Origin of the sequence: Streptomyces sp. NPDC052114, assembly GCF_040680155.1 — a bacterium.
GTDB lineage: Bacteria > Actinomycetota > Actinomycetes > Streptomycetales > Streptomycetaceae > Streptomyces.
Genome location: NZ_JBFAWC010000006.1, coordinates 188,540 through 210,437 on the forward strand (window position 1 = coordinate 188,540; position 21,898 = coordinate 210,437).

Below are 21,898 nucleotides of genomic sequence, written 5' to 3' on the forward strand. Positions count from 1 at the left end.
CATGGGTGCGGCCAGATCCTTGGACGTTGCACGCAGACTCTCGCACGGGCCATGACCGGGCCGTCCGGCGGAAAAAGATTTACGAAAGACGCTCTTCCGCCCCTCCGGAGGACAGGTGCCGTCCGCCCGCCTCGCTCAGCGCTCGGGCAGCAGGCTGATGCGTAGGCGCTCCAGCCGGGACGGTGCCGCGACCAGCTCGTACTCTGTGATCAGGCCGTTTCTGATGCTGAAGCAAATGGCCAGTCGAAGCCGCCCCCTTGGTGCCACGAGCAGGCCGACGTGATCGTCGATCAGGGCGGGTTCGGCGTGCCGCGCGGCGCCGCCGAATCGGCTGATCTCGTGTGCGATGGCGGTCGCACCGTGTGCCGTGCGCGCTCGGTCGGCGGGCAGGGCCGCCTCGTCGGCACGTCGCACCACGTCCGGTGCGAGATGCGCGGCGATGACCGCCGTGTCTCCGGTGCACGCCGCGACCTGAAAGGCCGCGACGACCTCCCGGTGTTGCTCCATCTCCACCGAATGGCGTTCCCGGGGCGCACGCACCTTCAGCCTGGCACGGCTCGCCAGCTTCTTCGTGGTCGCCTGGCTGCGGTCCAGGATTCCGCCGATTTCGTCGAACGGCACACCGAACATGTCATGCAGCACGAAGGCGACACGCTCAGCGGGGCTGAGCGTGTTGAGGACGACCAGGAGCGCGAGGCCGACGGATTCGGCTTCGAGCGCCGCGTCCTCGGGATTGCCGCCCTCGGCGGTCACCGTCGCGGACGCGGCTTCCCCGTTCCCCTGTCCCTCGCGCCCGTCACGCTGACTGCGCAGCACGTCGAGGCAGATGCGGGAGGTGACCGTGCGGAGCCAGCCCGGCGGATTCCGCACCGCCGAGATGTCGGCCCGTGCCAGTCGCAGCCAGGTCTCCTGCACGGCATCTTCTGCTTCCTCACGAGAGCCGAGCATGCGGTACGCGAGGCCGAGCAAGTCCCTCCGATTCTCCTCGAAGCAGTCAGCCAGTGATTGACGCCGTTCCATCGGTCACCTTTCCGGTTCACAGTCCGTCGTACTTACGACCCGTGAACCGCGGGACATGTGACAGAGCAACAACGAGGAGGGACGACATGACCGAAACCGCTGCCGCGATCCCCGGCTATGGCGTGGGCATGTGGACCATCGACCGCGAGAACTCCGCCGTGTCCTTCACCGTGCGCCATCTGGGCGTGGCGCGAGTGCATGGCCGTTTCAACATTTTCGACGGCGTGATCGAGACAGGGGACACCGTCGAGCAGTCTTCGGTGATCGTACGGATCGAGACAGAAAGCATCGATACCGGATTCCCGGCGCGTGACGCCTACATCTGTGGAGATAATGTTCTTGCGACCGACCAGTACAAGGTACTGACCTTTCGCTCCACACGAGTTCGTCGACAGGAGGAACGTTTTCTGATCGATGGGGAGATGACGCTGCGGGACGTGACCAAGGACGTCACCCTGGTCGCCGAACTCGGCGGTTTCGGAACTGATCCCATGAGCGGGGCGGCGGTGCTCGGTGTCAGCGCGTCGGCGGTGATCAACCGCACGGACATCGGTCTCGCCCCGCAGGTGCCCGCCGCCGTGGTGGGTGATCCCGTGCAGATCACCCTGGACATCCAGGCCTCGCTGAACACCGCCTGACCCGGCGGGCCGGGATCCGGGCTGCCCTCTGCCCGTGTTGCGTACGGGCAGAGGGCTCGGGACGCGGCACCGCGGCCGGCCGCTATCGAGCAGGAGGGATCCGTACCGCAGTCACGCCGTATGGGCTTCCAGGATGTAGCCCCGGCCCCAGACGGTCCGGAGGCTGAGGCCGACCGTGCCGATGCGGCGGCGCAGCCTCATGATCTGCAGGTCGAGGGCGTTTCTGGAGATCTTCCCGGCGGCCTTGATGACTTGCCGCTCCAGCTCGGACCGATAGACCACCTCGCCGTAATGTGCGACGAACTGCTCCATGATGCCCATCTGAGTATCGGAGATGGCCACCGATTCGTTGCCGAAGTAGAGAATTCCGGTGGAATCCACGGTGGGTACCTTGCGGCCGTACACGCGCTGATTCAATGCCTGGATGCGCGCCTCCACATCGCCGCGTGGTGCGGGTGCTCTTATCCAGTCCTCTGTGGGATCCACACAGACGGGAGCTTCGTTTCCGGCTTCCACGACCAGTAGGCGAGGTATTCCCGCCTTCCTGCAGTCGTTTCGCGTGTCGGCTTCGACGGGCCAGCGTATCAACTTGACGCCTTTGCTCAAGAATTTCTCCCTACAGCAAACAGGCAATCTAGCTTTCTGCCTTACGGGTTCAATGAAAAGCGCACCCTTGGGCCAATCCGGAACGAAATTGCAAATTTAGAGCCGTTCCCATACGGAACGGCTGCCCAGGCCAGGGCGCAATCTCCCCGACGCAGTCGAGAAGGCGGGCACCGAGGGGAACGCGGTCTTCGCCTCCCCCTCGGGGCCCTTCTTCACCGCTTTATGAGTCACTCACCCCGTCGGGGGAAACCATCTCCTGTCACAGCTGCCTCGCGCTCGTGGGCGACCTCTTCCTGTCGCGCACCGGCCTGCCGCTGGTCGGTCTTCTGCCGGAACCCCGTCCAGGCAAGAGCCGCCGCCACCACCGTGCAGGCCGCGGCGATGCCGACAGCCAGCTGGTAACCGTGCAGGAAGGAATCGACGGCCGGCTGCCTGAAGGGGGCACCGAGCGCATCCACCACGCTCTGCACGCGTCCACCGCCCACGTCGTGCGCCTGTCCGGCTGCCGTGTCACGCGCGGCGCCGTCCGCCCCGGACACCTTGTCCTGCCAGGCGGAGACCGCCGCGTTGACACCCACGGTGCCGAGCACCGCCAGGCATACCGAGGAACCGATCTGCCGCGAGGCGTTCAGGACACCGGAGGCGGCTCCGGAGACCCCGGCGGGCACGTCGCGCATGGCCACATGCGTCACCACGGGAACGAACGTGCCGAACCCGCCGCCGTACAGCGCATATCCAAGGGCGCTGACGGCGAACGGAGTGGTTCCCGCACGGCTGAGCAGGAAGACGCCGACCGCAGCCACCAAGGTGCCCCAGGTGGCCACGGTCGACGCCTTGAAGCGGGAGTCCAGCCGCCCACCGAACTGCGCCATGGTCAGGAACGGAATGTTCATGAACAGCCACGAGAGTCCGGTACGCAGGACCGACCAGCCCGCGACGTTCTGGAAGTACAGCGTCACCCAGAAGAGCGCGCCGCTCATGCCTCCATAGCAGAGCATGTACACGCCCGAGGCGCTCACGAAGCTCCTCGCCCGCAACAGGGCCGGCGGCAGCATGGCGTGCGGGGCCCGGCGCTCCCACCAGAAGAAGGCGAGCAGCAGGATCGCCCCGGCGGTCAGGGGTGCCGCCACCAGGGCGCCGCCCCACGGATGGTTGGACGACTCGACGAACCCGAGTGTGAGACAGACGAGCCCGAGTGAGCTGAGCACCATCCCCGGCACGTCGAGCTTGCGGGCCTGAGGGTTGCGCGACTCCCGCACCGCCACCACCGTGCAGGCGATACCCAGCGCGGCGAAGGGCAGATTGACCCAGAAGACCGACGGCCAGCCGAAGAAGGTGAGCAGGATGCCACCGCCTACGGGTCCGGCACCGAATCCGGTGCCACCGATGGCCGCCCAGGCCCCGATCGCGCTGGCGCGCCGCTCCTGCGGGTAGGTTTCCGTGATGATGGACAGCCCCAGGGCGAGCATCGCCGCGCCACCGACTCCCTGGACGGCACGGAAGGCGATGAGCGAGACCGCGTCCCATGCCACCGCACAGGCGATCACGCCGATCAGGAAGACGACCATGCCTGTGAGGAAGACCCGCTTGCGGCCGTACCGGTCACCCAGTGCTCCGCTGGCCGGGATGATCGCGGCCAGACTGAGCGAGTACGCGCTGATCACCCACTCCAGGTCGGCGGCGCTCATGCGCAGTTCGCTCTGCATCGCCGGCAGCGCCACGTTCACGATGGTCAGATCGAGCGAGGTCATGAACGTTGCCATGCACATGGCAAACAAGGTGAGTCGCCTGCGCTGCGTTTCGGTGAGGGTGAGGTTCATGCGGCCTCCTCCCGCAAGGTGCGTGTGATATGCAATGAAGTGATCATCAATGCTCCAAGTCAGGTCCACGATCAGTGGGCCGGCTAGCCGCCCACTAGTGATGACCCCTCATGACCGAGGAGTGTGACCGTGCACGATCACGATCGGCTGGCGCAGCGATTCGAGGGCTTCCGACCACATCTGAGGACCGTTGCCTACCGCATGCTGAGCTCGCACGCCGAGGCCGAGGACGCTGTGCAGGAGACCTGGATCAGGCTCAGTCGCAGCGACACGGACGAGATCGAGAACCTCGCGGCGTGGCTGACCACAGTGATCAGCCGGATCTGTCTGAATGCCCTCCGGTCCCGCGCCGCGCGGCCGGAGGACCCGGCAGGCGTGCACCTGCCGGATCCCGTCGTCGGGCCCGATCTCGCACACGGGCCCGAGGAGGAGGCGCTGCTGAGCGACTCGGTCAGCCTCGCGCTGCTGATCGTGCTCGACACCCTCGCCCCCGCCGAGCGCGTGGCATTCGTGCTGCATGACATGTTCCATCTGACCTTTGACGAGATCGCGACTGCCGTCGGGCGGACCACCGTGGCGACCCGCAAGCTCGCAAGCCGGGCGCGGCGCCGCGTGCAAGGCGCTCATGAGGTGGATTCCGGTGGCGACTTCGCGACCCGGCGCATGTTGGTCGACGCCTTCTTCGCCGCGGCGCGCAACGGTGACCTGGACGGCCTGGTCGCCGTTCTGGACCCGGATGTCGAACTGCGTGCCGACGGTGGACTCGCACTCTCCTCGGCGACGGCCGAGATCCACGGTGCCCGTCTCGTGGCGGAGCGGGCCGCGTTGTTCCGCCAGCCCGGCGTCACGGTGACCCCCGTTCTCGTCAATGGCAGCCCTGGTGTGCTGGTCGACCGTGCCGGTGTTCCCGTGTCCGTCATGGGCTTTGCCGTCAGGGAGGACCGGATCACGCAGATCCAGATTCTGCTGGACCCGCAACGCCTGGCCGCGATCGACTTCGGAACGTTCACGGCGTAGGCCGGGCGCCCCCCTTCAGGGGGCGCCCGCCAGACCTTCGCTCCGCTTCAGCCGAGCACGCTCCTCGTCGTTGACCTCGATGCGCCGGACGGCACGGCGGAGCACCGGCGGCGCCATCAGTGAGGTCCCGACCGCGACCAGGATCACGATCGTGTAGGAGGCGGTATTGAGCACACCCAGCCGCAGGCCGACCCCTGCCACGATGATCTGGATGACGCCGCGTGCGTTCATGCCCGCGCCGAGCACCAGACCGGCCCTTCGGTCGAGGCCCGCGGCGCGGGCGCCGAGCAGGGCTCCGGTGAACTTGCCCGCGGTCGCCACGGCGAGCGCGCCCAGGGCCGACAGGGCGATCGTCGGTGTGCCCAGTGCCGAGAGATCCATCCGGAGGCCCACCTCGGCGAAGTAGAGCGGCGCGAGCACCGAGAGCGTGACGGAGCGCAGCGGCGCGAGTCCCCTGTTCGCCTTGGCTCCGGCGGTGCCGACCAGGAGGCCTCCGACCAGGGCGCCGAAGGATGCTTCCATGCCCATGGCCTGCGTGAGTGCGGCGCATCCAAAGATCGTCACGGCGCCTGTGCCCGTGGCCGCTTGTGCGGTGTGCGCCCTGGTCATCAACCACCGGATCACCGGACGGCCGACGAGAACGGCACAGATGACGAGGGCCGCCAGCCGGCACAGCGGCCCGGCGACCGTGACGAGGGTGAGCCCGCTCGCTGCCGCGGCGGAGACCAGGGAGAGCAGCATCCAGCCGGTGACATCGTCGACCACGCCGACGGCGATGGTCAGTTGAGCAATGTCCCGATGCATCAGCCGCATGTCCGACAGCATCTTGGCGATCACCGGCAGAGCGCTGACGCACATGGCCACGCCGATGAAGAAGGCGAACAGCCCGCGGCCGTGATCGGCCGGCACCAGTGCCGCGGGCGCGACGAAGCCCGCGGCACAGCCGAGCCCCAAGGGGATCAACAGGCCGAAGGACCCCACGGTGAGCGACGTTCGTGCGGTACGCCTCACCAGAACGAGGTCCATCTCCAGCGCGGTCGTCCCCACGAGGAGGATCACTCCGATCTGGCCGACCGCGTCCAGCAGATGGGCTTGGGGCGCTTGCGTCGTTCGGAGCCAGTGGTGGACGGCGGGGGCCAGGTGGCCGAGCACGGAGGGGCCGAGCAGAATGCCGGCCGTCAACTCCCCGGAAACAGCGGGAAGTCGGCACCGCCTGGCGATGCGCCCGAGCAGAATCGCGGCACCGAGCAGCAGCGACACCTGGACCAACAGGACCAACAACGTATGCCCGCCCAACGGCGAGGCAGTGACGGGCGGCATGACGCCTACCTCCGCTAGGGGTTCTTCCGCGACGGCCGACAGCTCGGCTCGGGGCTGCCCCGGCTAGGCGTCGGTCTCCTGCCGGACGGTGATGGCCCGCGAGGGGCAGACGCGGGCCGCCTGGCGAACCGAGTCCTCGAGTTCGCCCGGCACCTCGTCCAGGAGCAGCTGAACCGCCCCGTCCTCCTCGCGCTGGTCGAAGACCTCGTCCACGGCAAGGACGCACATCCCCGAGCCGATGCAGCGCTGCCGGTCGACTGTTACACGCATGTCGTTCCTCTTCTCGGTTCGCACTCGATGGGCCTCCTTCTCCCTTGCTGCCGGACGTTCGTCACCTCGGGAGCAGGCGTACCGGCAGTGAGCTGTAGCCGTTGAGAAAGTTGGAGCGAATCCGAGTGGGCGGTCCCGTGATCTCCAGATCTCGGACCTTCGTGGTGAGCGCACCGAGCAACGCGGTGAGTTCCGCCCTTCCGAGGAAGGCCCCGAGGCAGTAATGGGGTCCGTGGCCCAGGGCGACGTGCTTGTTGGGGGACCGGAACACATCGAAGAGCCGCGGATTCGCGAATGCCAGCTCGTCGTTGTTGGCCGAGATGTTCCACATCGTGACGATGTCGCCTTTCCGCACGCGCTGCCCGCCGATGACGTGGTCACGAGTAGCGGTGCGAGCGAAATGAAACGAGGGGGTCGCCCAGCGGAGCGCCTCCTCCACGGCGGTTGCCGGATCACACCGGCCGTCGAGCAAGGAGCGCCACTGCGCGGGGTGTTCGGCGAGGGCCTTGACCGTGCTGATCGCGGACACGCGGGAGGACTCGTCACCACCGATGATCAAGCTGTAGCAATTGAGGGCGACCTCCTCCAGGCTCAGGAGTTCGCCCTGAACCAATCCGGTGGCGATCGTGCTGATCACGTCGTCCCCCGGGTGTGCGCGCCGCTGTTCGGCCAAGTCCACGAAGTAGAGGACGAGTTCGTTGCGGGCTTCGAGGGAGTCGAGTTCGTCCGCCCCGGTCAGTGCTCCCTTGCTCCACCCGAGCAACTCGGGCCGGTCGGGCTCGGGGATCGACAACAGATCGCAGATCGTGTTCATCGGCACGTGCTCCGCGACCTCGGTGGCGAAATCGAAGCTTTCCAGGCCGAGGGATCGCTCGATGAGCTCGACGGTACGCTGCTCGATCTTCCTGGCGACGGTGCCGAGCACCTTCGGAGACAAGGCGCGCCACAAGAGAGCGCGTAACTCCCGGTGCAGGGGCCGGTCTGTCACGGCCAGCATCCTGCCGCCGGCGGAGTCGTCACCGCGCAGCAGCACGTCGAGCACAGTGCCCCGCTCCGATGCCAGCGCGCCGGAAGCGCCGTAGCAGGAGACGACATCGGCATACCCGGCCACCACCCAGAACCCGGGCCGGCCGTCAGAAGCAGCGTGCCAGTACACCGGCTCGGTCGCGCGCACTTCGGCAAAGAACTCAAGAGGGTCGTGTTCCATGAATGTGCGTGAGTCGGTCAGATCGAGCGAGGCGACCGCTGTTCGGCTCATCGTCAGTCCCCACTGAAGACGGATATCGCACCGCGTGCCGCGCGCAGTGCCCGGCACCGGCTCGGATCATCACAGACGGCCCGTGCGCCCTCGTCCAGTTGTGTCAGAAGTCTTTCGCGGCCGATCCACGGAGTGACGGAGAGCCGAAAGATTGCCCTGCCGCGCCAGTGCACCGTGGGAACTTACGAACACATCCGAAGCGGAGGAGCGCACTATGCGTCGTACTCGCCGGGATCACTGCCTGCGGACGCTGGCCGAGGCTCCCGCTCCCACCTCACGACTCGTCTGCGTGCCGCATTCCGGCGGTTCCGTCGCGGCCTACGGCGCATGGGCCGCCGCGCTTCCACCGACCGTCGAGATGCTCGCGGTTCAGTATCCGGGGCACGGCGACCGCTTCAGTGAACCACTGTCGACCGACGTGCGTGCGCTGAGCTCGGAACTCTCCTCCGAACTGCTGCGCCTGGACACACTTCCCACCGTGCTGTTCGGACACAGCCTGGGGGCGCTGGTCGCCTATGAGTCCGCTCTGACCTCAACGGCCCTGGGGAGCCCGCCCTCCGGCCTGCTGGTATCGAGCTGTCCGCCCCCGGGAAAGGCGGTCCGAGCGCTCCCGGGGCCGCTCACCGACACCGAACTGTGGTCGCTGATCCGCTCCTTGGGTGGCGTCGACGCGGCCGCGGCCGACGACGCGGAGCTGGCGGACGTCCTCCTCCCGGTCCTGCGCGCGGACATCGCGGCCCACGAGAACTACCGGCCGGAGGCCCGAACCGCCACCTTGGCCTGCCCCATCCGTTGCTACCACGGCATACAAGACCCTCTCGTGGACGGCGCCCTGCTGGGCGACTGGGCCTCTCGCACCACGGGGCCGTTCACCCTGGCCGAGCGAGAGGGCCATCACTTCCATGTGTTCCAGCACACCGAAAGCCTCCTCGCCGACATCGTCTCCTTCCTCGGCACGGACTCACTGACGCGGAGCTGACCATGACTGAGCTGAGCTATTCCTCCTATTTGGAGATCGATACCCTCCTCTCGCTCCAGAAGACGCAGATTCCCGAGACGGCCGACCCGGCCGTGGTGCTGGCCGAACACTTCTTCATCGTGGCCCATCAGTCCTGTGAGCTGTGGCTCAAGCAGGTGGTCGCGGATCTGGGCCTGGCAAAGGACTTGCTCTCCTCTCCTTCCCGTCCGGACGACAGGGCGGAGATCGGCGTGGAACTGCTGCAACGCTCGGCCGAGTTGCTCCGAGTACTGCACGAACAGGTCCTCGCCCTCGAACGCCTCCAGCTACGCCATTTCGTGCAGTTTCGCCCCTACCTCGGCACGGCCAGCGGGGCGCAGTCGGAGCAGTTCCGCATTCTCGGCCGCCTCCTGGGGGACGGCAGCGAAGAGAGTGAGTTGTACCGGGCTTTCGTGAAGACCGCCGCCCACAGGGGTTTCACCGTGTCCGACGTCTGCCGCCTCGGTGTCACCGGCGGCAGTCTGCACCGGATCTGCGAGGCCCTGCTCGACGTGGGCAATGGCTACTGGCGCTGGAAAGTGGCCCATGTGGGGCTGATGTCGAAGATGGTCGGCGGGCAGCGAGGCACGGCGGGAACGTCCGGTGAGGAATTCCTGATTCGCCGCATCGCGCTTCCCTTCCCCGAACTGCGGCGGTTGCGCGGTGCCCTGCACTCGGAGGAACTCGCGCCCAGTCCGGCATGAGACGCAGCAGTCGAGCACTCACCTCCGTGACGACCTGGAAGGCGGCTTCCATGGCAGCTGACGAAAAGAACCAGCTCCATCACGTCGTGATCAACCACGAGCAACAGCATTCGGTATGGCCCGCGGACAAGGAGCCCCCGGCCGGCTGGTCGACCGTCGGCTTCACCGGCACCCTGGACGAGTGCCTCACCCATGTCGACCAGGTCTGGACGGACCTGCGCCCTCGTGACCTGCGCAGTCGTGATGCCCAGCGCCCAAGCGCCGTCGAAAGCAGTTGATTCATGCTGGACATCGACGTCGCGGACATGACCGTACGACAGCGTGAGCACCTGCTGCTCGGCAGTGTCGTTCCCCGGCCGATCGCCATGGTGAGCACTGTCTCCCCGAGCGGAGCGGTCAACTTGGCGCCCTTCTCCTACTACACGGCCGTGGGGTACTCGCCCATGGCTCTGCTCTTCTGCGCAGGCCGCCGAGCGGACGGCACCGAGAAGGACTCGTGCCGGAACGCCCGGGTGCCGGCGGAAGGAGGGACAGGGGAATTCACGGTCAACGTCCTCGTCGAAAAGCACGCCGAGGCAGCCACCACCTCGGCGAAACCCCTGCCTCACGGCGAGTCGGAGTACGAACTGGCCGGGCTGCGGCCCCTGCCCGGACGGAGGGTCCGCCCACCACGCATCGATGGCTCTCCCATGGCCTTCGAATGCCGCACCTCTGTGGTGCTGCCCGTCGGTGACCACTTCGTCGTCATCGGCGAAGTGGTCCATGTCACCGCGGACGAGGGCCTGCTCGACGCAACGGACTTCCACGTCGATCTCGACCGGTTGGGGTCGGTCGGCCGTATGGGCGCCGCGGACTACGTCCGTACTCTGGATCGTTACGTCGTCGACGGGTGAAGCCGTCCTAGACGGGTGAAGCCGCACGAGCCCCGAGGTCGGCACCCGGCTGGGCAGGCCGGGCAGGGGGGCAGGCCGGGCAGGGAAACGTGACGTGATCCCGGTGTCCGGCAGTCACCTCTACAGCTTCCCAACCGTTCACCACCATGAGGCGCCCAGTACTGGGCGCAGGTGACGGTCGGGCAAGGCTGGAGGGCATGTCTGTTGGACGTCTACGAGGCGGTGGCGACTCGCCGGGCGGTGCGGGGTTTCACCGGAGAACACGTGTCGAAGGCAGTGCTCGAGCGAGTCCTTTCGGCCGCATCCAGGGCGCCGTCCGGAGCGAATCTCCAGCCGTGGCACACCTATGTGCTGGCTGGTGAGCGACTTGAGGAGCTGAAGCGCCGCTCCGTCGCGCGTGCGGCCACCGGCGACGCAGGGGACGAACCCGAGTACGAGATGTACCCGGCCGACCTCAAGTCCCCCTACAAGGAGAGGCGCTGGGGGGCCGCGGAGCGGCGGTACACCGCACTCGGCATCCCCCGTGAGGACAAGACGGCACGGCACGAGGCGATCACCGCGAACTGGAGCTGCTTCGGCGCACCGGTCGCCTTCTTCTGCTACATCGACCGGGACATGGGACCGGCCCAGTGGGCCGACGTCGGAATGTACCTGCAGACCGTCATGCTGCTCCTGCGCGCCGAAGGGCTGCACAGCTGTCCCCAGATGGCCTGGTCCGTGTACCACCGGACGGTCGCGGAGATGGTGTCGCCCGCCAAGGAACTCATGCTCTTCTGCGGGGTGTCGGTGGGCTATGTGAATCCGGATGAACCCCGCGTCCACACGGACCGCGCCCCACTCGAGGAAACGGTCACCTTTCTTCCTTGATGCTGCTTGCCGTGCTCCAGGCGGCGCTGCCGTGTGCGGCCGCCCGCGTGCGTGGGGAGCACACCTGCTCGGCAGGCACCTCGCCTCCCACGTCGCGGGACCATCCCCACGTGTCCGGGGACGAACCCCAACATCACAGTTCGTGGCCCCAACTGATGACCTGTTCTCTGCCGGGGGTGAACCGGTTCGTAAACTGATCGCGGTATGAGCAAGCCGTGCGAGGGGTAGCCCCGACACCCTGATCGCGGTCACTGCGGCGTCGAACCGCTCCAAGGCGGACAAGGACCCGGCTGGGTGGCTGCCGTCTGGCCCTTCACACATGGGTCGGGCCAGGCGCCCCTATGCGAGGCCCTCGTGGGTGCTGCTGTTGAGCGCGGGCGCCGGGACCGCTTGGGGTGCAGCGGTGGCGGCCAGGATCCGGAGTCCCTTCTGGGAGGGGCTGCCGGGCTGGGCGGTCCAGACGACGATGTGCTGGTCGGGGGCGGTCGAGCTGGTGAGGGTGTCCCAGTCGAGGGTGAGGGTTCCGGCGACGGGGTGGTGGAAGATCTTGTTGCCGGTGCCTTGGACGGCGACCTCCCGTGTTGTCCACCAGCGCTGGAAGTCGGCGTGGTGTGTCATCCGGGCCAGGAGGCGCTTGAGCCGGGGGGGCGTCCGGGCGGCGTGCGGTGTGCATGCGGAGGTAGGACACGCAGGCGTGCGCTCCGGCGGTCCAGTCGCCGTAGAGCTCTCGCAGGGCAGGGTCGTTGAAGAGCAGCCAGACGTAGTTCCGGTCCGCTTCGGGGACCTGCGCGAAGTCGGTGAGGAGGGCGGCGGCGACCTGGTTCCAGGCCAGGACGTCCATGGTGTCGGACAGGACCAGGGCGGGGGACTCGGTGAGCTGGTCGAGGAGCCGTCGGCAGTGCTCGGTGACCTCCCGGTCCGAAGGCGCGGGCTGCCCGCCCGGTGTGCGGCCGGCGAGCTCGAAGAGGTAGGTGCGCTGGTCGTCGTTCAGGCGCAGGGCGCGGGCGATGGCCTCCAGGACGGGCAGGGACGCCTGCATGCGGCCCTGCTCGATCCGGGTGTAGTAGTCGGTGCTGATGGCGGCGAGCTGGGCCACCTCTTCGCGGCGCAGGCCGGCCACCCTGCGCCGGGTTCCGGGGTCGGGCAGACCTACCTGGAGCGGTTCGAGATCGGCCCGGCGTGCCTTCAGGAAGACACCCAGTTCCTTCGGGTCGCTGTTGCCGGTAGCCATGGTTCCAGTGTGGCAGCGAGCCGAGGCCAGGGGACTCACCTCCGCGGAACACCGTCGCCAGAGGCGTTGTCGGCCCCTGCGGTCGGGGAGCGGTCCGCCGCTGTGCCGTCCGTCCAGGAGGCGAGGATCCGCAGCGCGTCGTGGGACGGAGAACCGGGTTCGGCGGTCCAGACGACGAGCTGCTGGTCGGCGTCGACCGTCGGGGCGAGGGTGTCCCAGTCCAGGGTCAGCTCACCCACGACCGGGTGCCGCATCACCTTGGTCCCCACCCCGCGGACCGCGACGTGGTGGGCGGCCCACCACCGGCGGAAATCGGCGTCCTGCACCGACAGCTCCCCGACGAGAGCGGCAAGCCGGGGATTGTCGGGATCCCTCGCGGCCTCCATGCGCAGCTGCGCCACACAGGTGTGGGCGACATTGTCCCAGTCGGCATATAGCTCCCGCATCCTGGGATCGGTGAAAAGCATGCGTATATAGTTCCGGTTCTTTTCCGGAATGCTGGAGAAGTCGGCGACGAGGGCCGCCGCCAGCGGATTCCAGGCGAGAATGTCCATGCGCCGTCCCAGGACGATTCCCGGGGTGGTTCCCAGGTCGGCCAGCAGCCTTCGCAGGCGGGGCTGTGCCTTCTGGGGGGTGCGGCGCGCCGGCCGGGCCGGGGGGCGGCCCGCGAGTTCGAGCATGTAGGCGCGCTGGTCGTCGTCCAGGTGAAGGACGCGGGCCAGGGTGTGCAGCACGGACGCGGATGCCTGCATGCGGCCCTGTTCGATGCGGGTGTAGTAGTCGGTGCTGATGGAGGCCAGCACGGCGACCTCCTCACGCCGCAGGCCGCTGACGCGGCGCCTGCCTCCGGTCTCGGGAAGGCCGGCTGCGGTGGGGCTCAGCTCGGCCCGGCGGGCTTTGAGGAAGGCCCCGAGCTCGTCGGGGCGCGGCACGGTGGTGGTCATGGTCCCAGTTTCCCCGAGGTGCAACTTCGGTGGCAGGGAGACTTTTATCCCTGGATCGATCCCTCCGGGGATGAAACCGTCCTCTGGTAGCGGAGTGCGGTGCGTGCGACCGTCTTTCCTGTGGCCAGGGAAAGCCCCCGGAAGATCGATATGAATTCTGGATCAGGGGATGTCCGAGCCGCATTCTTCTCCGTATCCAACGGAAGCCTCTACGGCGCCTGTGCGCAATGAAGGAGCTGGATTCTGATGCCCGACATCGACCGTGTCCTGGTCGTCGGGGCGACGGGCCGAACCGGCCGTCACGCCGTCGAGGCCGCCGCCGCTCGCGGCCTCACCCCCGTGGCACTGGCCCGGGACGCCTCCAGGGCCCGCCGGCTCCTGCCGCCGGGCACCGAGATCGTGACCGGCGACCTCACGGACCCGGACACGCTCACCCAGGCCGTCGCCGACGTCGACGCCGTCATCTTCGTCCACGGCTCGGACGACGACGGACGCCCCGAGTCCTTCGAACGCATCGACTACGGCGGCGTCGCCCACATCCTGGGCGCGCTCGACGGGCGCCGCCCGCGGATCGTCCTGCTGACGACGATCTTCGTCACCCGACGCGACCACTACTTCAACGACGGCGGCCACGCCCTGGACTGGAAGCGCCGCTCCGAGCGCCTCGTCCGGCTCAGCGGAGCCCCGTACACGATCGTGCGCCCGGGCTGGCTGGACGCCGGTGAGGGCGGTACCCGCCTGCGGATCGAGCAGGGCGACACCGGCGAAGGCGGCATCGGCCGTGACGTCCTGGGCGCCCTCTTGGTCGAAGCCCTGCTCGACGACACCGCGATCGGCCGGACCTTCGAGGTCTTCTCCGGCCCCGGCCCCGCCACCACCGACTTCACCGCCCTGTTCGCCGAAGCCGAGCCGGACGCGCCCGGAGCCCCCGACGCCGTCAAGGACACCGACAACCTTCCCCTGGACGCCGAACCGGCCCGCGTCAAGGACGACCTCGCGCACCTGCGCACCCACTGACCACCACACCACCTGACGACACCAGCAGGAGCAACCCGATGGACGCCATCACCTTCCCCAACGGCCAGATCACCATGGCGGGCAACCTCCACCTGCCCGACGACGTCGACCGCACCACTCGCCACGCCGCGGTCGTCGTCGTCCACCCCGGCGGCGGCGTGAAGGAGCAGGCCGCCGGCCTGTACGCGGGCAAGCTCGCGGAGCAGGGCTTCGTGGCCCTCGCCTTCGACGCCTCCTTCCAGGGCGACAGCGGCGGCGAGCCGCACCACCTGGAGGACCCCTATGCCCGCGTCGACGACGTCCGCGCCGCCGTCGACCACCTGCAAACCCTCGACTTCGTCGACCCCGAGCGCATCGGCGCCCTCGGGATCTGTGCCGGCGGCGGCTACGCCGTCAACGCAGCGATGACCGACTACCGCATCAGGGCCTTGACCACGGTCAGCGCCGTCAACATCGGCACCAGCTTCCGCCGCGGCTGGTACGGCACCGACTCCGATGCCGCCGCCGTACCCACTCTCCAGGCCGTCGCCCAGCAGCACACCGCCGAGGCCGCGCAGGGCGCCGAGCCCGCCTACCTCCCGTACGTCCCGGCCGAGCCGGACGAGAACACCCCGCGCGACCTGGTCGAGGCGAGCGAGTACTACCTCACCCCGCGCGCCCAGCACCCCAACGCCAAGAACAAGTTCCTCTTCACCAAGAGCGTCTCGCGGATCTTCACCTTCGACGCCTTCCACATGGTCGAGGACCTCCTGACCCAGCCCCTCCTCGTCGTCGCCGGCAGCGAAGCCGGATCGCTGTGGATGTCCACCGAACTCCACGGCCGGGCCCGCACCACCAAGAAGCTCGCGCTCGTCGAGGGCGGCACCCACATGGACTTCTACGACGTCCCCAAGTACGTCGACCAGGCCGTCTCCGCCGCCACCCCGTTCTTCAACGAGCACCTCGCGGCCGAGCCCGCCGACCGGGGCTGACCCCACCCGCGGACAGGCGGCCGGTCCCCGTACCGGCCGCCCCGCTTCACCGAGGAGAACCCCGTGACCGACAACATCAAGCACGTGGCCGTCAAGGCGCTCGCCTGGGACCTGGCCGCCGACATCCACCTCCCGCCCGACTTCGACGAGAACACGACCTACCCCGCGATCGTCGCCGTCCACCCCATCGGCTCGTGCAAAGAGCAGACGGCCGGAAACGTCTACGGCAGCGCACTGGCCGGAGAAGGGTTCGTCGCCATCGCCTTCGACGCCAGCTTCCAGGGCGAAAGCGGCGGACAGCCGCGCTCCATCGAGGACCCGGTGTACCGGTCCCAGGACATCAGCTACGTCATCGACCACCTGGTGACGCTGCCCTACGTCGACGCCGACCGCATCGGAGTCATCGGCGTGTGCGGTGGCGGCGGCTACTCCATCAACGCCGCTCTGACCGACCGCCGCATCAAGGCCGTCGGCAGCGTGACGGGCGTGAACTTCGGGCGCCTGATGCACGAGTCCTTCAGCGGCTACGACCCCATCGGGGCCCTCGATGCCATCGCCGAGCAGCGCACGGCCGAGGCACGGGGAGGCGAGCGGAAGGTGACCCAGTACCTGCCGGCCTCACCCGATGCGGCCAAGGAGCAGGGGCTCACTGAGATCGATCTGTCCGAGGCCACCGACTACTACCGCACCGACCGCGGTGAGAAGCCCGGCGGCCGCACCGAGGGACTGTTCTCCCACCAGGGCTCCGCGATCGGCTGGGACGCGTTCCACCGCGCCGAAGTCCTCCTGACGCGGCCGCTGTGCGTCGTCGTCGGGGACAAGCCCGGCGCGTTCGGTGCCTACCGGGACGGCCTGGAGATCTACCGCCGCGCGGCATCGAAGGACAAGCAGCTGGTCGTGGCGGAAGGCTTCTCCCACTACGACCTGTACGACCAGCCCGAGCCGGTCAAGATCGCCCTGAGCCACCTGGTCCCGTTCTACAAGAAGCACCTCTGACACCCAGGCTGCCTCACCCGACCGGGTGGGGCAGCCCCAAGGGCGGCACCGTGCCCGCCCCCAGCAGCCCCTGGCCGACGCGGACGGTCCGCCCGGCCCGCAACGCAGACAGAGGAGGCTTCGATCATGAGCAGCGTGTCCGAGTCGCTGAGACTGCGGCGTGAGGTGTCCCCGCTGGAGCTGTTCTACGACCTGGTCTTCGTCTTCGCTGTCTCGCAGCTCTCCCACCACCTCCTGGAACACCTCACCTGGCGCGGCGCGGCGGAGACCGCCGTACTGCTGGTCGCCGTGTTCGGGACCTGGGCCTACACCAGCTACGAGGCCACCCTCCTCGACGTCCACCGTGACGTCGCCCGGTGGATGATCGTCATCGTCATGGGCCTCGGCCTGTTCATGAACGCCGCGATCCCCGGCGCCTTCGACGACCGGGCCTGGGCGTTCGTGATCCCGCTCCTCGCGATCCTCTTCTCCGCGGGCGCGGTCACGGCCCTGGCCGGCCGCACCGACGCCCTGCGCGAGCACTTCCGCCGCACCCTGGCCTGGATGGCGCTCTCCGCCCCCCTGTGGATCGCCGGCGCCGCGGTCGGCTCAGGACCCCGCATGTGGTGGTGGGCCGCCGCCGCGCTGATCGACCTCACCGGCACCTGGCTCGCCCACCCGCTGCCCGGCCGGACCCTCAGCGGCCGCGAGCTCGCATTCGACGCCGAGCACATGCTCGAACGCCTCCGGCTGTTCTTCATCATCCTGCTCGGCGAGACCGTCCTCACCGCCGGTCGCGCGATGACCGAAGCCCCCGTCGACGTCCCCAGCGTGCTCGCCACCACCGGCGTCTTCACCGCTCTGGTGTGCCTGTGGGCCGCCTACTTCGGCGGCGGCGAAGACGTCATCACCACCGCCGTCACCACCTCCACCGACCCCGTGCGCTCCGTCCGACTCGGAGTCAACAGCGCCTACCTCGTACTGGCCGCCCTGGTCGCCCTCGCCGTCGGCAGCGAACTCGTCATCGCCCACCCCACCGGCCACGGCTCCACCACCCTCGCCCTCCTCCTCTTCGGCGGTCCCGCGCTCTACCTCGCCACCACCGCCTGGTTCTTCGGCAACACCGCCGGCGGCGCCTGGAAAGAACGCCTCCTCGCCGCCGCCACCCTCGCCGTCACCGGAGTGGCCGCCATCTGGCTGCCCCCACTCGCCTCCCTCGCCCTCCTCGACATCATGCTCATCGCCACAGCGGCCATCCTCACCCGCGCCCACCGACGCCTGACCAACTCGCTGAAGACCGCGGTCACACACTGAAGAACGCGACCGCGGATCCCGGAATACCGCACGATCCGAATGACGCTGGGGCTTCACAGTGGGCATCCGGAGAGGGCGATCCCGCTGCTCGAACGTACCCTGCACGACTGCGAACGGGTTCTGAGTCCAGGCCACCCGTTCACCGCGATGGTGCGAGCGAATCCGGAACGGGCACAGTCCACTGGCGTGTGACGCACCTGAACGTCCCTTTTCAGGCATCAAGCCCACCGGAAGGCCGGGGCGGGGTGTCGGCTTTCCCACCATCGGGAACGAGCCCCGACCTCACCCCACGAGCGTCACCCCACCGTCAGATCCACAGCAACCGACGGCGAAAGGTCTCCTGCGCGAAGCTTCTGATTCGGGCGGTTTTGGCCTGCGGATACCTTCAGTCGTCCCTGCGTACGAGTCGGGTCAGATGCTCGGTGTCTCGCAGGTCTGTGAGCACGGTCTGGGCACCGGTGCCCCGCAGGGCGCGGCGCACGAGGTCGGCCCGCACGTCGTGGTCTTCGCCGTAGGCGCCGAGTTGTCAGTCGATGTGCTGGTCCAGGCCGAAGAAGCGGAGCTTGAGCTCGGCGACGGCGCGGATGTTCCCGGAGACCACGCTCTGGCGGACCCCGTGGCTCTCCAAGGCGTCCAGGGCCGCGGCCGCGCCCGGCCGCAGCAGATCGTCCTGCGCGGGCTGCCGGACAGGGCGCCGGAAGGCTCGTACGCGTCTTCCCCGCGCGAGGTGGATGCCTGTAGATGGTCTGACGCCGGCCACCACAGGCCCCTGGCGCACCGAGAGGAAACCAGTGACCAACGAACCACAGCGGCGCGACCGCTCGCCCCTCGCGCGGCGACGCCCAGTTCGCAACCGCATTCGCATCCGCCCGCGTCCGCGACCGTACGACAGAAGATCAGTTATCCCAGTCCAAAGACGAGAGCCTTCGCCAGGAGCGAGATCAGGCATCGAAAGTTGCGTACTGGGGTGGCGGCGGGTCGGCGTTTGAATGGGGCGGTACAGGCAATCTCCCTGCAGCCGGTACCGGCGCACATGCTCTCCACGTCCTGAACAGATCGCCCGACCCGATCCCCGGCGCGAGTATCGCTATGAGGATTACTCGCCGTGAGGGCAGCAATTTAACCGACGAGGTGTGGGTTCTGTCCTTGAACATACCCCCCTGTACTCACCTCGAGTACCCGGAATCCAAACTGGAGTTGGGGTTCGTTTCAGACGGTAATCCAGTGAAGCTTTCCGACGAGGGCAGCGTCTGGGTGCCTGTTCTCATGCATTTCACCGACACTCAAGGGAGAGAGTGGAGGCGCACGCGGGTATCCCTGAAGGCGGGGTCTGAGCCGAAATCACTCTCTGAACCCATCGAGATCAGAATGAACATCGCGGCTGCTGGCGCGAGAGTTCGCAAAGCTGAGTCCTGCACTGATGCGGGCAAGGGTGGTTGATGGAGCAGCTGGTGGCGCTCGGTGTGCGGGCGGGAGGTACACCGAGCGCCGGGCGGGCGAGCAGGTGCGTACGCCGATTGCACGCGGTATGCGCAAGGCGGCGGACCGACCGACGAACGGCGGCCCTTTCGCGAGCAGTTGCGGCTGGAGGGGGCCGAGCAGTTCACGCTGGGCGACGAGAACACCGTCATCGCTCACGACCTGCGGGTGAGTGTCCGGCCGGTACAGCGTTGGCACCAGACTTGGCCGCAGGACGGGATGAGGGCCCTGGCTTAGAAGCGCCCTGCGTCGTTGCCGCCGCTCAGCGACGAACTGTTCGCCATGCTGGAGCGTGAGCTGACCAAGGGACCGGTGGCACATGGATGAAGGAGATCTGGCCGAGCGTGGAAGGGCCGTGGCGGCGCTCGACGCCTGGCTCCTCTTCGAGGACGAAGCCGGATCCTCGATGACGCCGCCGACCAACCGCACCTGGTCCCGCCGCGGCCACCGTCCACCGCTGAGCACCGTGACGTACGTGGACCGACGACGAGATGGTGACCTCTGGTCACGGCGCGGATCCCGCATGTCGCCGACAAGGGGTCCGGACCTGGCCTCGGACCGGACCCCTCAGTGCGTGCTACTCCTCGCTAGTCCGCTTGGCCCGCCGGGTGGAAGTTGATGCGTTCCTTGATGACGGGGAAGCCGGCCTTGGCGAAGTTCGCGGCCATGGGGAAGTTGCCCCGGTCCGTCGCTCCGCTGACGAACTCCGCGCCCTGCTCGACGAGGAGGTGGGTGCACTCCGCGAGGAGGTCGTAGGCGTAGCCGCGACCGCGCTGTTCCGGGACGACTCCGATGAAGCCGATGGTCGGGCCGGAGGGGTTGTGGGCCGGGATGTGGATGCCGGCCAGGTCGCCCTCCGGCGTGTGCGCGGTCTGCCACCACTCCCGTGGGGAGGGGCACCAGTGGAAGAAGTCGAGTTCCTCCTGGGCGGCCTGGTCGAGGCCGCCCTCCCCGATGGCCCTGAGCGCGTGGGCATCCAGGGTGACGGAGTGGATGCGGCGCAACGCGTCGAAGAACACGGTGTCGTCGGGTTCGGCGCTGAAGCGCAGGCGCCCGGGTCGCTCGGGCAGACCTCGCTCCGGGGTCCAGCGGTACAGGAAGCGTTCCACCAGGAGTTCGTACCCTGCGGCTCGTGCGGCGGCGAAGCGCGACTCGGCGGCGACACGCGAGTCGGTCTTCTCCCGCCAGCCGCCCGGCAGGTTGATCTCGAGTTCGACCTGCCAGGGAGCGGAGCGCAGGAGCTCGGCCCCGGCCTCCTCCTCGCCCTCGGCCACGTCGAACCAGTTGATGTTCATGGGCTCCGAGTCGTCGGGGCCGCCCCACCACGCTCCGCGTGCGACGACCTCGCCGTCGCGCAGGGCGACGCGCTTCCAGTCGGGGCGGAACCGGGTACGCCGATGGCTTTCACGGGCGCCCAGGGGGTCGGGGAGTGCGTCGAAGAGATGAGCGTCGCTCGCGGAGAGCGCGCGGATGACCGCATCGGTCATGGATTCCTCCGGGATACAGGCTGCTTGGAGCGCTCCCGGTCAGAACTCACGAACACGCCGGGACAGCGGAAAGAGGGAGCGCTGGAAAGGTGTGAACCGCACGGCACTCGCCTCCTTCCATGCATCTCAGGGCGTGGAGCCACAGACTAAGTGGTCCACCGCGGGCCCGTCCACGGATTTCCTCACGCCCTGACCCGCGATTGGTGTGATCAAGAGTTCCCGTGGTGGTCGAGTTCGAGCGCCGTGCCATGAACCTGATTCCCCGGACCATGCACGACCGAGCGGTCCGGTGGCCGCTGCCCTCCCCGCCGGTGGGGAGCCGTCCGGCGTCCGTCCAGTGACGGGCGGGGTTCGGACTGACGCCCAGCAGGCATGCGGCCGGGTGGTCGCCCATACAGCAGCCGCAGATGCGGAAGGAGTGCCCGAAGGGCCCAGGGAGCGGGCGTGGAGGGCCTCGGATTTCGGCGACCTTGGTCCCTGTCGGATCTGCCAGCCCAGTGATCACATCCGCCTCGCGGATGCGGTGCGCGCACAACGGGATGTTTCCGGGCGTAATAGCTTCAGGAGCAGGACGGGGCGCCCCCGCGGCCCGTCTCTCTTTCCCGATCGACTCTGTGAGGCAGCACCCCATGAGCCTGAGCATCCGCAACCAGATTCCCGGCACCGTCGCGTCCGTCACCACCGGCGAGGCCATGGCGACCGTCAAGGTCCGCCTCGCGGGCGGCCAGGACGTCACCGCCGCGATCACCAGTGAGTCCGTCAAGGACCTCGGCCTCGCCGAGGGCTCCGAGGTGAAGATCCTCGTGAAGTCCACCGAGGTCTCCCTCGCCACCGGCCCGGTCCAGGGCCTCTCCATCCGCAACCAGCTCGCGGGCACCGTCACCGACGTCGCCACCGGCGGTGCCATGGCCTCCGTCAAGATCGACGTCGAGGGCGGCGCGCTCACCGCGGCCATCACCAAGGACGCCGTCGCCGACCTGGACCTCGCGTCCGGCTCCTCCGTCGTCGCGCTGATCAAGTCGACCGAGGTCTCCCTCGCCACCGCCTGATCACGCGAGGAAACCCGCGAG

21 protein-coding genes and 2 pseudogenes are annotated in these 21,898 nt (G+C 68.2%); 13 read left to right on the forward strand and 10 right to left on the reverse strand.

All coding sequences use genetic code 11. The features are described from left to right. Positions 1–135 precede the first annotated feature (135 nt). Positions 136–1,020, reverse strand: coding sequence for a sigma-70 family RNA polymerase sigma factor (locus tag AB0L89_RS15470; protein WP_365140352.1), 885 nt, complete (start codon positions 1,018–1,020; stop codon positions 136–138). 86 nt (positions 1,021–1,106) lie between these two features. On the opposite strand from AB0L89_RS15470, the gene AB0L89_RS15475 reads away from it, so the two are divergent. Beyond that, positions 1,107–1,658, forward strand: a complete 552-nt coding sequence (locus AB0L89_RS15475) for a YceI family protein (protein WP_365140355.1) — start codon at positions 1,107–1,109, stop codon at positions 1,656–1,658. A 111-nt stretch (positions 1,659–1,769) separates the two neighbouring features. On the opposite strand, the gene AB0L89_RS15480 is transcribed toward AB0L89_RS15475, so the two are convergent. Both AB0L89_RS15480 and AB0L89_RS15485 read right to left on the reverse strand, forming a co-directional pair. After that, positions 1,770–2,264 (reverse strand): winged helix-turn-helix domain-containing protein, encoded by a 495-nt coding sequence (locus AB0L89_RS15480; protein ID WP_365140358.1) that lies wholly within the window; start codon positions 2,262–2,264, stop codon positions 1,770–1,772. Positions 2,265–2,491: 227 nt separating this feature from the next. Continuing rightward, positions 2,492–4,084, reverse strand: a complete 1,593-nt coding sequence (locus AB0L89_RS15485) for an MFS transporter (RefSeq protein WP_365140361.1) — start codon at positions 4,082–4,084, stop codon at positions 2,492–2,494. Positions 4,085–4,213: 129 nt separating this feature from the next. Here AB0L89_RS15485 and AB0L89_RS15490 point away from each other — a divergent pair, with 129 nt between their 5' ends. Next, entirely contained in the window at positions 4,214–5,101 is an 888-nt protein-coding gene (locus AB0L89_RS15490) for a sigma-70 family RNA polymerase sigma factor (RefSeq protein ID WP_365140364.1), read from the forward strand. 15 nt (positions 5,102–5,116) lie between these two features. Here the strand turns inward: AB0L89_RS15490 and AB0L89_RS15495 are convergent, their stop codons facing one another. The 3 genes from AB0L89_RS15495 to AB0L89_RS15505 all read right to left on the reverse strand — a co-directional run bounded on the left by AB0L89_RS15495 (position 5,117) and on the right by AB0L89_RS15505 (position 7,949). After that, positions 5,117–6,421, reverse strand: coding sequence for a cation:proton antiporter (locus AB0L89_RS15495; RefSeq protein ID WP_365140367.1), 1,305 nt, complete (start codon positions 6,419–6,421; stop codon positions 5,117–5,119). A gap of 63 nt (positions 6,422–6,484) precedes the next feature. Beyond that, complete coding sequence (locus AB0L89_RS15500) at positions 6,485–6,691, reverse strand: ferredoxin (RefSeq protein ID WP_365140370.1); 207 nt, start codon at positions 6,689–6,691, stop codon at positions 6,485–6,487. 61 nt (positions 6,692–6,752) lie between these two features. Then, positions 6,753–7,949, reverse strand: a complete 1,197-nt coding sequence (locus AB0L89_RS15505; RefSeq protein WP_365140373.1) for a cytochrome P450 — start codon at positions 7,947–7,949, stop codon at positions 6,753–6,755. 214 nt (positions 7,950–8,163) lie between these two features. Here AB0L89_RS15505 and AB0L89_RS15510 point away from each other — a divergent pair, with 214 nt between their 5' ends. The 5 genes from AB0L89_RS15510 (at position 8,164) to AB0L89_RS15530 (ending at position 11,410) form a co-directional block, all read left to right on the forward strand. Continuing rightward, the gene (locus AB0L89_RS15510; protein ID WP_365140376.1) at positions 8,164–8,928 is read left to right on the forward strand and encodes an alpha/beta fold hydrolase; all 765 of its coding nucleotides are present in this window, start codon (positions 8,164–8,166) and stop codon (positions 8,926–8,928) included. Between the two features lie 2 nt (positions 8,929–8,930). After that, positions 8,931–9,650, forward strand: a complete 720-nt coding sequence (locus AB0L89_RS15515; RefSeq protein WP_365140379.1) for a tryptophan 2,3-dioxygenase family protein — start codon at positions 8,931–8,933, stop codon at positions 9,648–9,650. 50 nt (positions 9,651–9,700) lie between these two features. After that, positions 9,701–9,928, forward strand: coding sequence for an MbtH family protein (locus AB0L89_RS15520; protein ID WP_365140382.1), 228 nt, complete (start codon positions 9,701–9,703; stop codon positions 9,926–9,928). 3 nt (positions 9,929–9,931) lie between these two features. Continuing rightward, positions 9,932–10,543, forward strand: a complete 612-nt coding sequence (locus AB0L89_RS15525) for a flavin reductase family protein (protein ID WP_365140385.1) — start codon at positions 9,932–9,934, stop codon at positions 10,541–10,543. Positions 10,544–10,747: 204 nt separating this feature from the next. Then, positions 10,748–11,410 (forward strand): nitroreductase, encoded by a 663-nt coding sequence (locus tag AB0L89_RS15530; RefSeq protein WP_365140388.1) that lies wholly within the window; start codon positions 10,748–10,750, stop codon positions 11,408–11,410. 339 nt (positions 11,411–11,749) lie between these two features. Here AB0L89_RS15530 and AB0L89_RS15535 read toward each other — a convergent pair. Together AB0L89_RS15535 and AB0L89_RS15540 are read right to left on the reverse strand one after the other, a co-directional pair. Then, positions 11,750–12,641, reverse strand: a pseudogene (locus AB0L89_RS15535) (helix-turn-helix domain-containing protein). A gap of 35 nt (positions 12,642–12,676) precedes the next feature. Further along, entirely contained in the window at positions 12,677–13,585 is a 909-nt protein-coding gene (locus AB0L89_RS15540) for a helix-turn-helix transcriptional regulator (RefSeq protein ID WP_365140391.1), read from the reverse strand. Positions 13,586–13,831: 246 nt separating this feature from the next. On the opposite strand from AB0L89_RS15540, the gene AB0L89_RS15545 reads away from it, so the two are divergent. From AB0L89_RS15545 to AB0L89_RS15560, 4 genes are all read left to right on the forward strand, one after another. Next, entirely contained in the window at positions 13,832–14,602 is a 771-nt protein-coding gene (locus AB0L89_RS15545; protein WP_365140394.1) for an SDR family oxidoreductase, read from the forward strand. A 38-nt stretch (positions 14,603–14,640) separates the two neighbouring features. Continuing rightward, positions 14,641–15,573, forward strand: coding sequence for an alpha/beta hydrolase (locus AB0L89_RS15550; protein WP_365140397.1), 933 nt, complete (start codon positions 14,641–14,643; stop codon positions 15,571–15,573). 63 nt (positions 15,574–15,636) lie between these two features. After that, complete coding sequence (locus AB0L89_RS15555) at positions 15,637–16,569, forward strand: alpha/beta hydrolase (RefSeq protein WP_365140400.1); 933 nt, start codon at positions 15,637–15,639, stop codon at positions 16,567–16,569. A 126-nt stretch (positions 16,570–16,695) separates the two neighbouring features. Then, positions 16,696–17,862 (forward strand): low temperature requirement protein A, encoded by a 1,167-nt coding sequence (locus AB0L89_RS15560; protein WP_365140403.1) that lies wholly within the window; start codon positions 16,696–16,698, stop codon positions 17,860–17,862. A 526-nt stretch (positions 17,863–18,388) separates the two neighbouring features. Here the strand turns inward: AB0L89_RS15560 and AB0L89_RS15565 are convergent. After that, positions 18,389–18,811, reverse strand: a complete 423-nt coding sequence (locus AB0L89_RS15565; RefSeq protein WP_365140406.1) for an HAD family hydrolase — start codon at positions 18,809–18,811, stop codon at positions 18,389–18,391. Between the two features lie 635 nt (positions 18,812–19,446). On the opposite strand from AB0L89_RS15565, the pseudogene AB0L89_RS15570 reads away from it, so the two are divergent. Next, a pseudogene (locus AB0L89_RS15570) lies at positions 19,447–19,751 on the forward strand (hypothetical protein). Positions 19,752–19,928: 177 nt separating this feature from the next. Here AB0L89_RS15570 and AB0L89_RS15575 read toward each other — a convergent pair. Next, on the reverse strand, positions 19,929–20,828 hold the full coding sequence (locus tag AB0L89_RS15575; RefSeq protein ID WP_365140409.1) for a GNAT family N-acetyltransferase: 900 nt from the start codon (positions 20,826–20,828) through the stop codon (positions 19,929–19,931). Between the two features lie 629 nt (positions 20,829–21,457). On the opposite strand from AB0L89_RS15575, the gene AB0L89_RS15580 reads away from it, so the two are divergent. Beyond that, positions 21,458–21,877, forward strand: coding sequence for a TOBE domain-containing protein (locus AB0L89_RS15580; protein WP_365140412.1), 420 nt, complete (start codon positions 21,458–21,460; stop codon positions 21,875–21,877). Positions 21,878–21,898: the final 21 nt, after the last annotated feature.

Bases quoted from the DNA above. Each gene is read 5' to 3' on its own strand.
- AB0L89_RS15520 (WP_365140382.1), top strand. From the start codon at position 9,701: ATGGCAGCTGACGAAAAGAACCAGCTCCATCACGTCGTGATCAACCAC.
- AB0L89_RS15515 (WP_365140379.1), top strand. From the start codon at position 8,931: ATGACTGAGCTGAGCTATTCCTCCTATTTGGAGATCGATACCCTCCTC.
- AB0L89_RS15525 (WP_365140385.1), top strand. From the start codon at position 9,932: ATGCTGGACATCGACGTCGCGGACATGACCGTACGACAGCGTGAGCAC.
- AB0L89_RS15540 (WP_365140391.1), bottom strand. From the start codon at position 13,585: ATGACCACCACCGTGCCGCGCCCCGACGAGCTCGGGGCCTTCCTCAAA.
- AB0L89_RS15560 (WP_365140403.1), top strand. From the start codon at position 16,696: ATGAGCAGCGTGTCCGAGTCGCTGAGACTGCGGCGTGAGGTGTCCCCG.
- AB0L89_RS15470 (WP_365140352.1), bottom strand. From the start codon at position 1,020: ATGGAACGGCGTCAATCACTGGCTGACTGCTTCGAGGAGAATCGGAGG.
- AB0L89_RS15495 (WP_365140367.1), bottom strand. From the start codon at position 6,421: ATGCCGCCCGTCACTGCCTCGCCGTTGGGCGGGCATACGTTGTTGGTC.
- AB0L89_RS15545 (WP_365140394.1), top strand. From the start codon at position 13,832: ATGCCCGACATCGACCGTGTCCTGGTCGTCGGGGCGACGGGCCGAACC.
- AB0L89_RS15565 (WP_365140406.1), bottom strand. From the start codon at position 18,811: ATGCCTGATCTCGCTCCTGGCGAAGGCTCTCGTCTTTGGACTGGGATA.
- AB0L89_RS15485 (WP_365140361.1), bottom strand. From the start codon at position 4,084: ATGAACCTCACCCTCACCGAAACGCAGCGCAGGCGACTCACCTTGTTT.
- AB0L89_RS15475 (WP_365140355.1), top strand. From the start codon at position 1,107: ATGACCGAAACCGCTGCCGCGATCCCCGGCTATGGCGTGGGCATGTGG.
- AB0L89_RS15510 (WP_365140376.1), top strand. From the start codon at position 8,164: ATGCGTCGTACTCGCCGGGATCACTGCCTGCGGACGCTGGCCGAGGCT.
- AB0L89_RS15580 (WP_365140412.1), top strand. From the start codon at position 21,458: ATGAGCCTGAGCATCCGCAACCAGATTCCCGGCACCGTCGCGTCCGTC.
- AB0L89_RS15505 (WP_365140373.1), bottom strand. From the start codon at position 7,949: ATGAGCCGAACAGCGGTCGCCTCGCTCGATCTGACCGACTCACGCACA.
- AB0L89_RS15550 (WP_365140397.1), top strand. From the start codon at position 14,641: ATGGACGCCATCACCTTCCCCAACGGCCAGATCACCATGGCGGGCAAC.
- AB0L89_RS15500 (WP_365140370.1), bottom strand. From the start codon at position 6,691: ATGCGTGTAACAGTCGACCGGCAGCGCTGCATCGGCTCGGGGATGTGC.
- AB0L89_RS15575 (WP_365140409.1), bottom strand. From the start codon at position 20,828: ATGACCGATGCGGTCATCCGCGCGCTCTCCGCGAGCGACGCTCATCTC.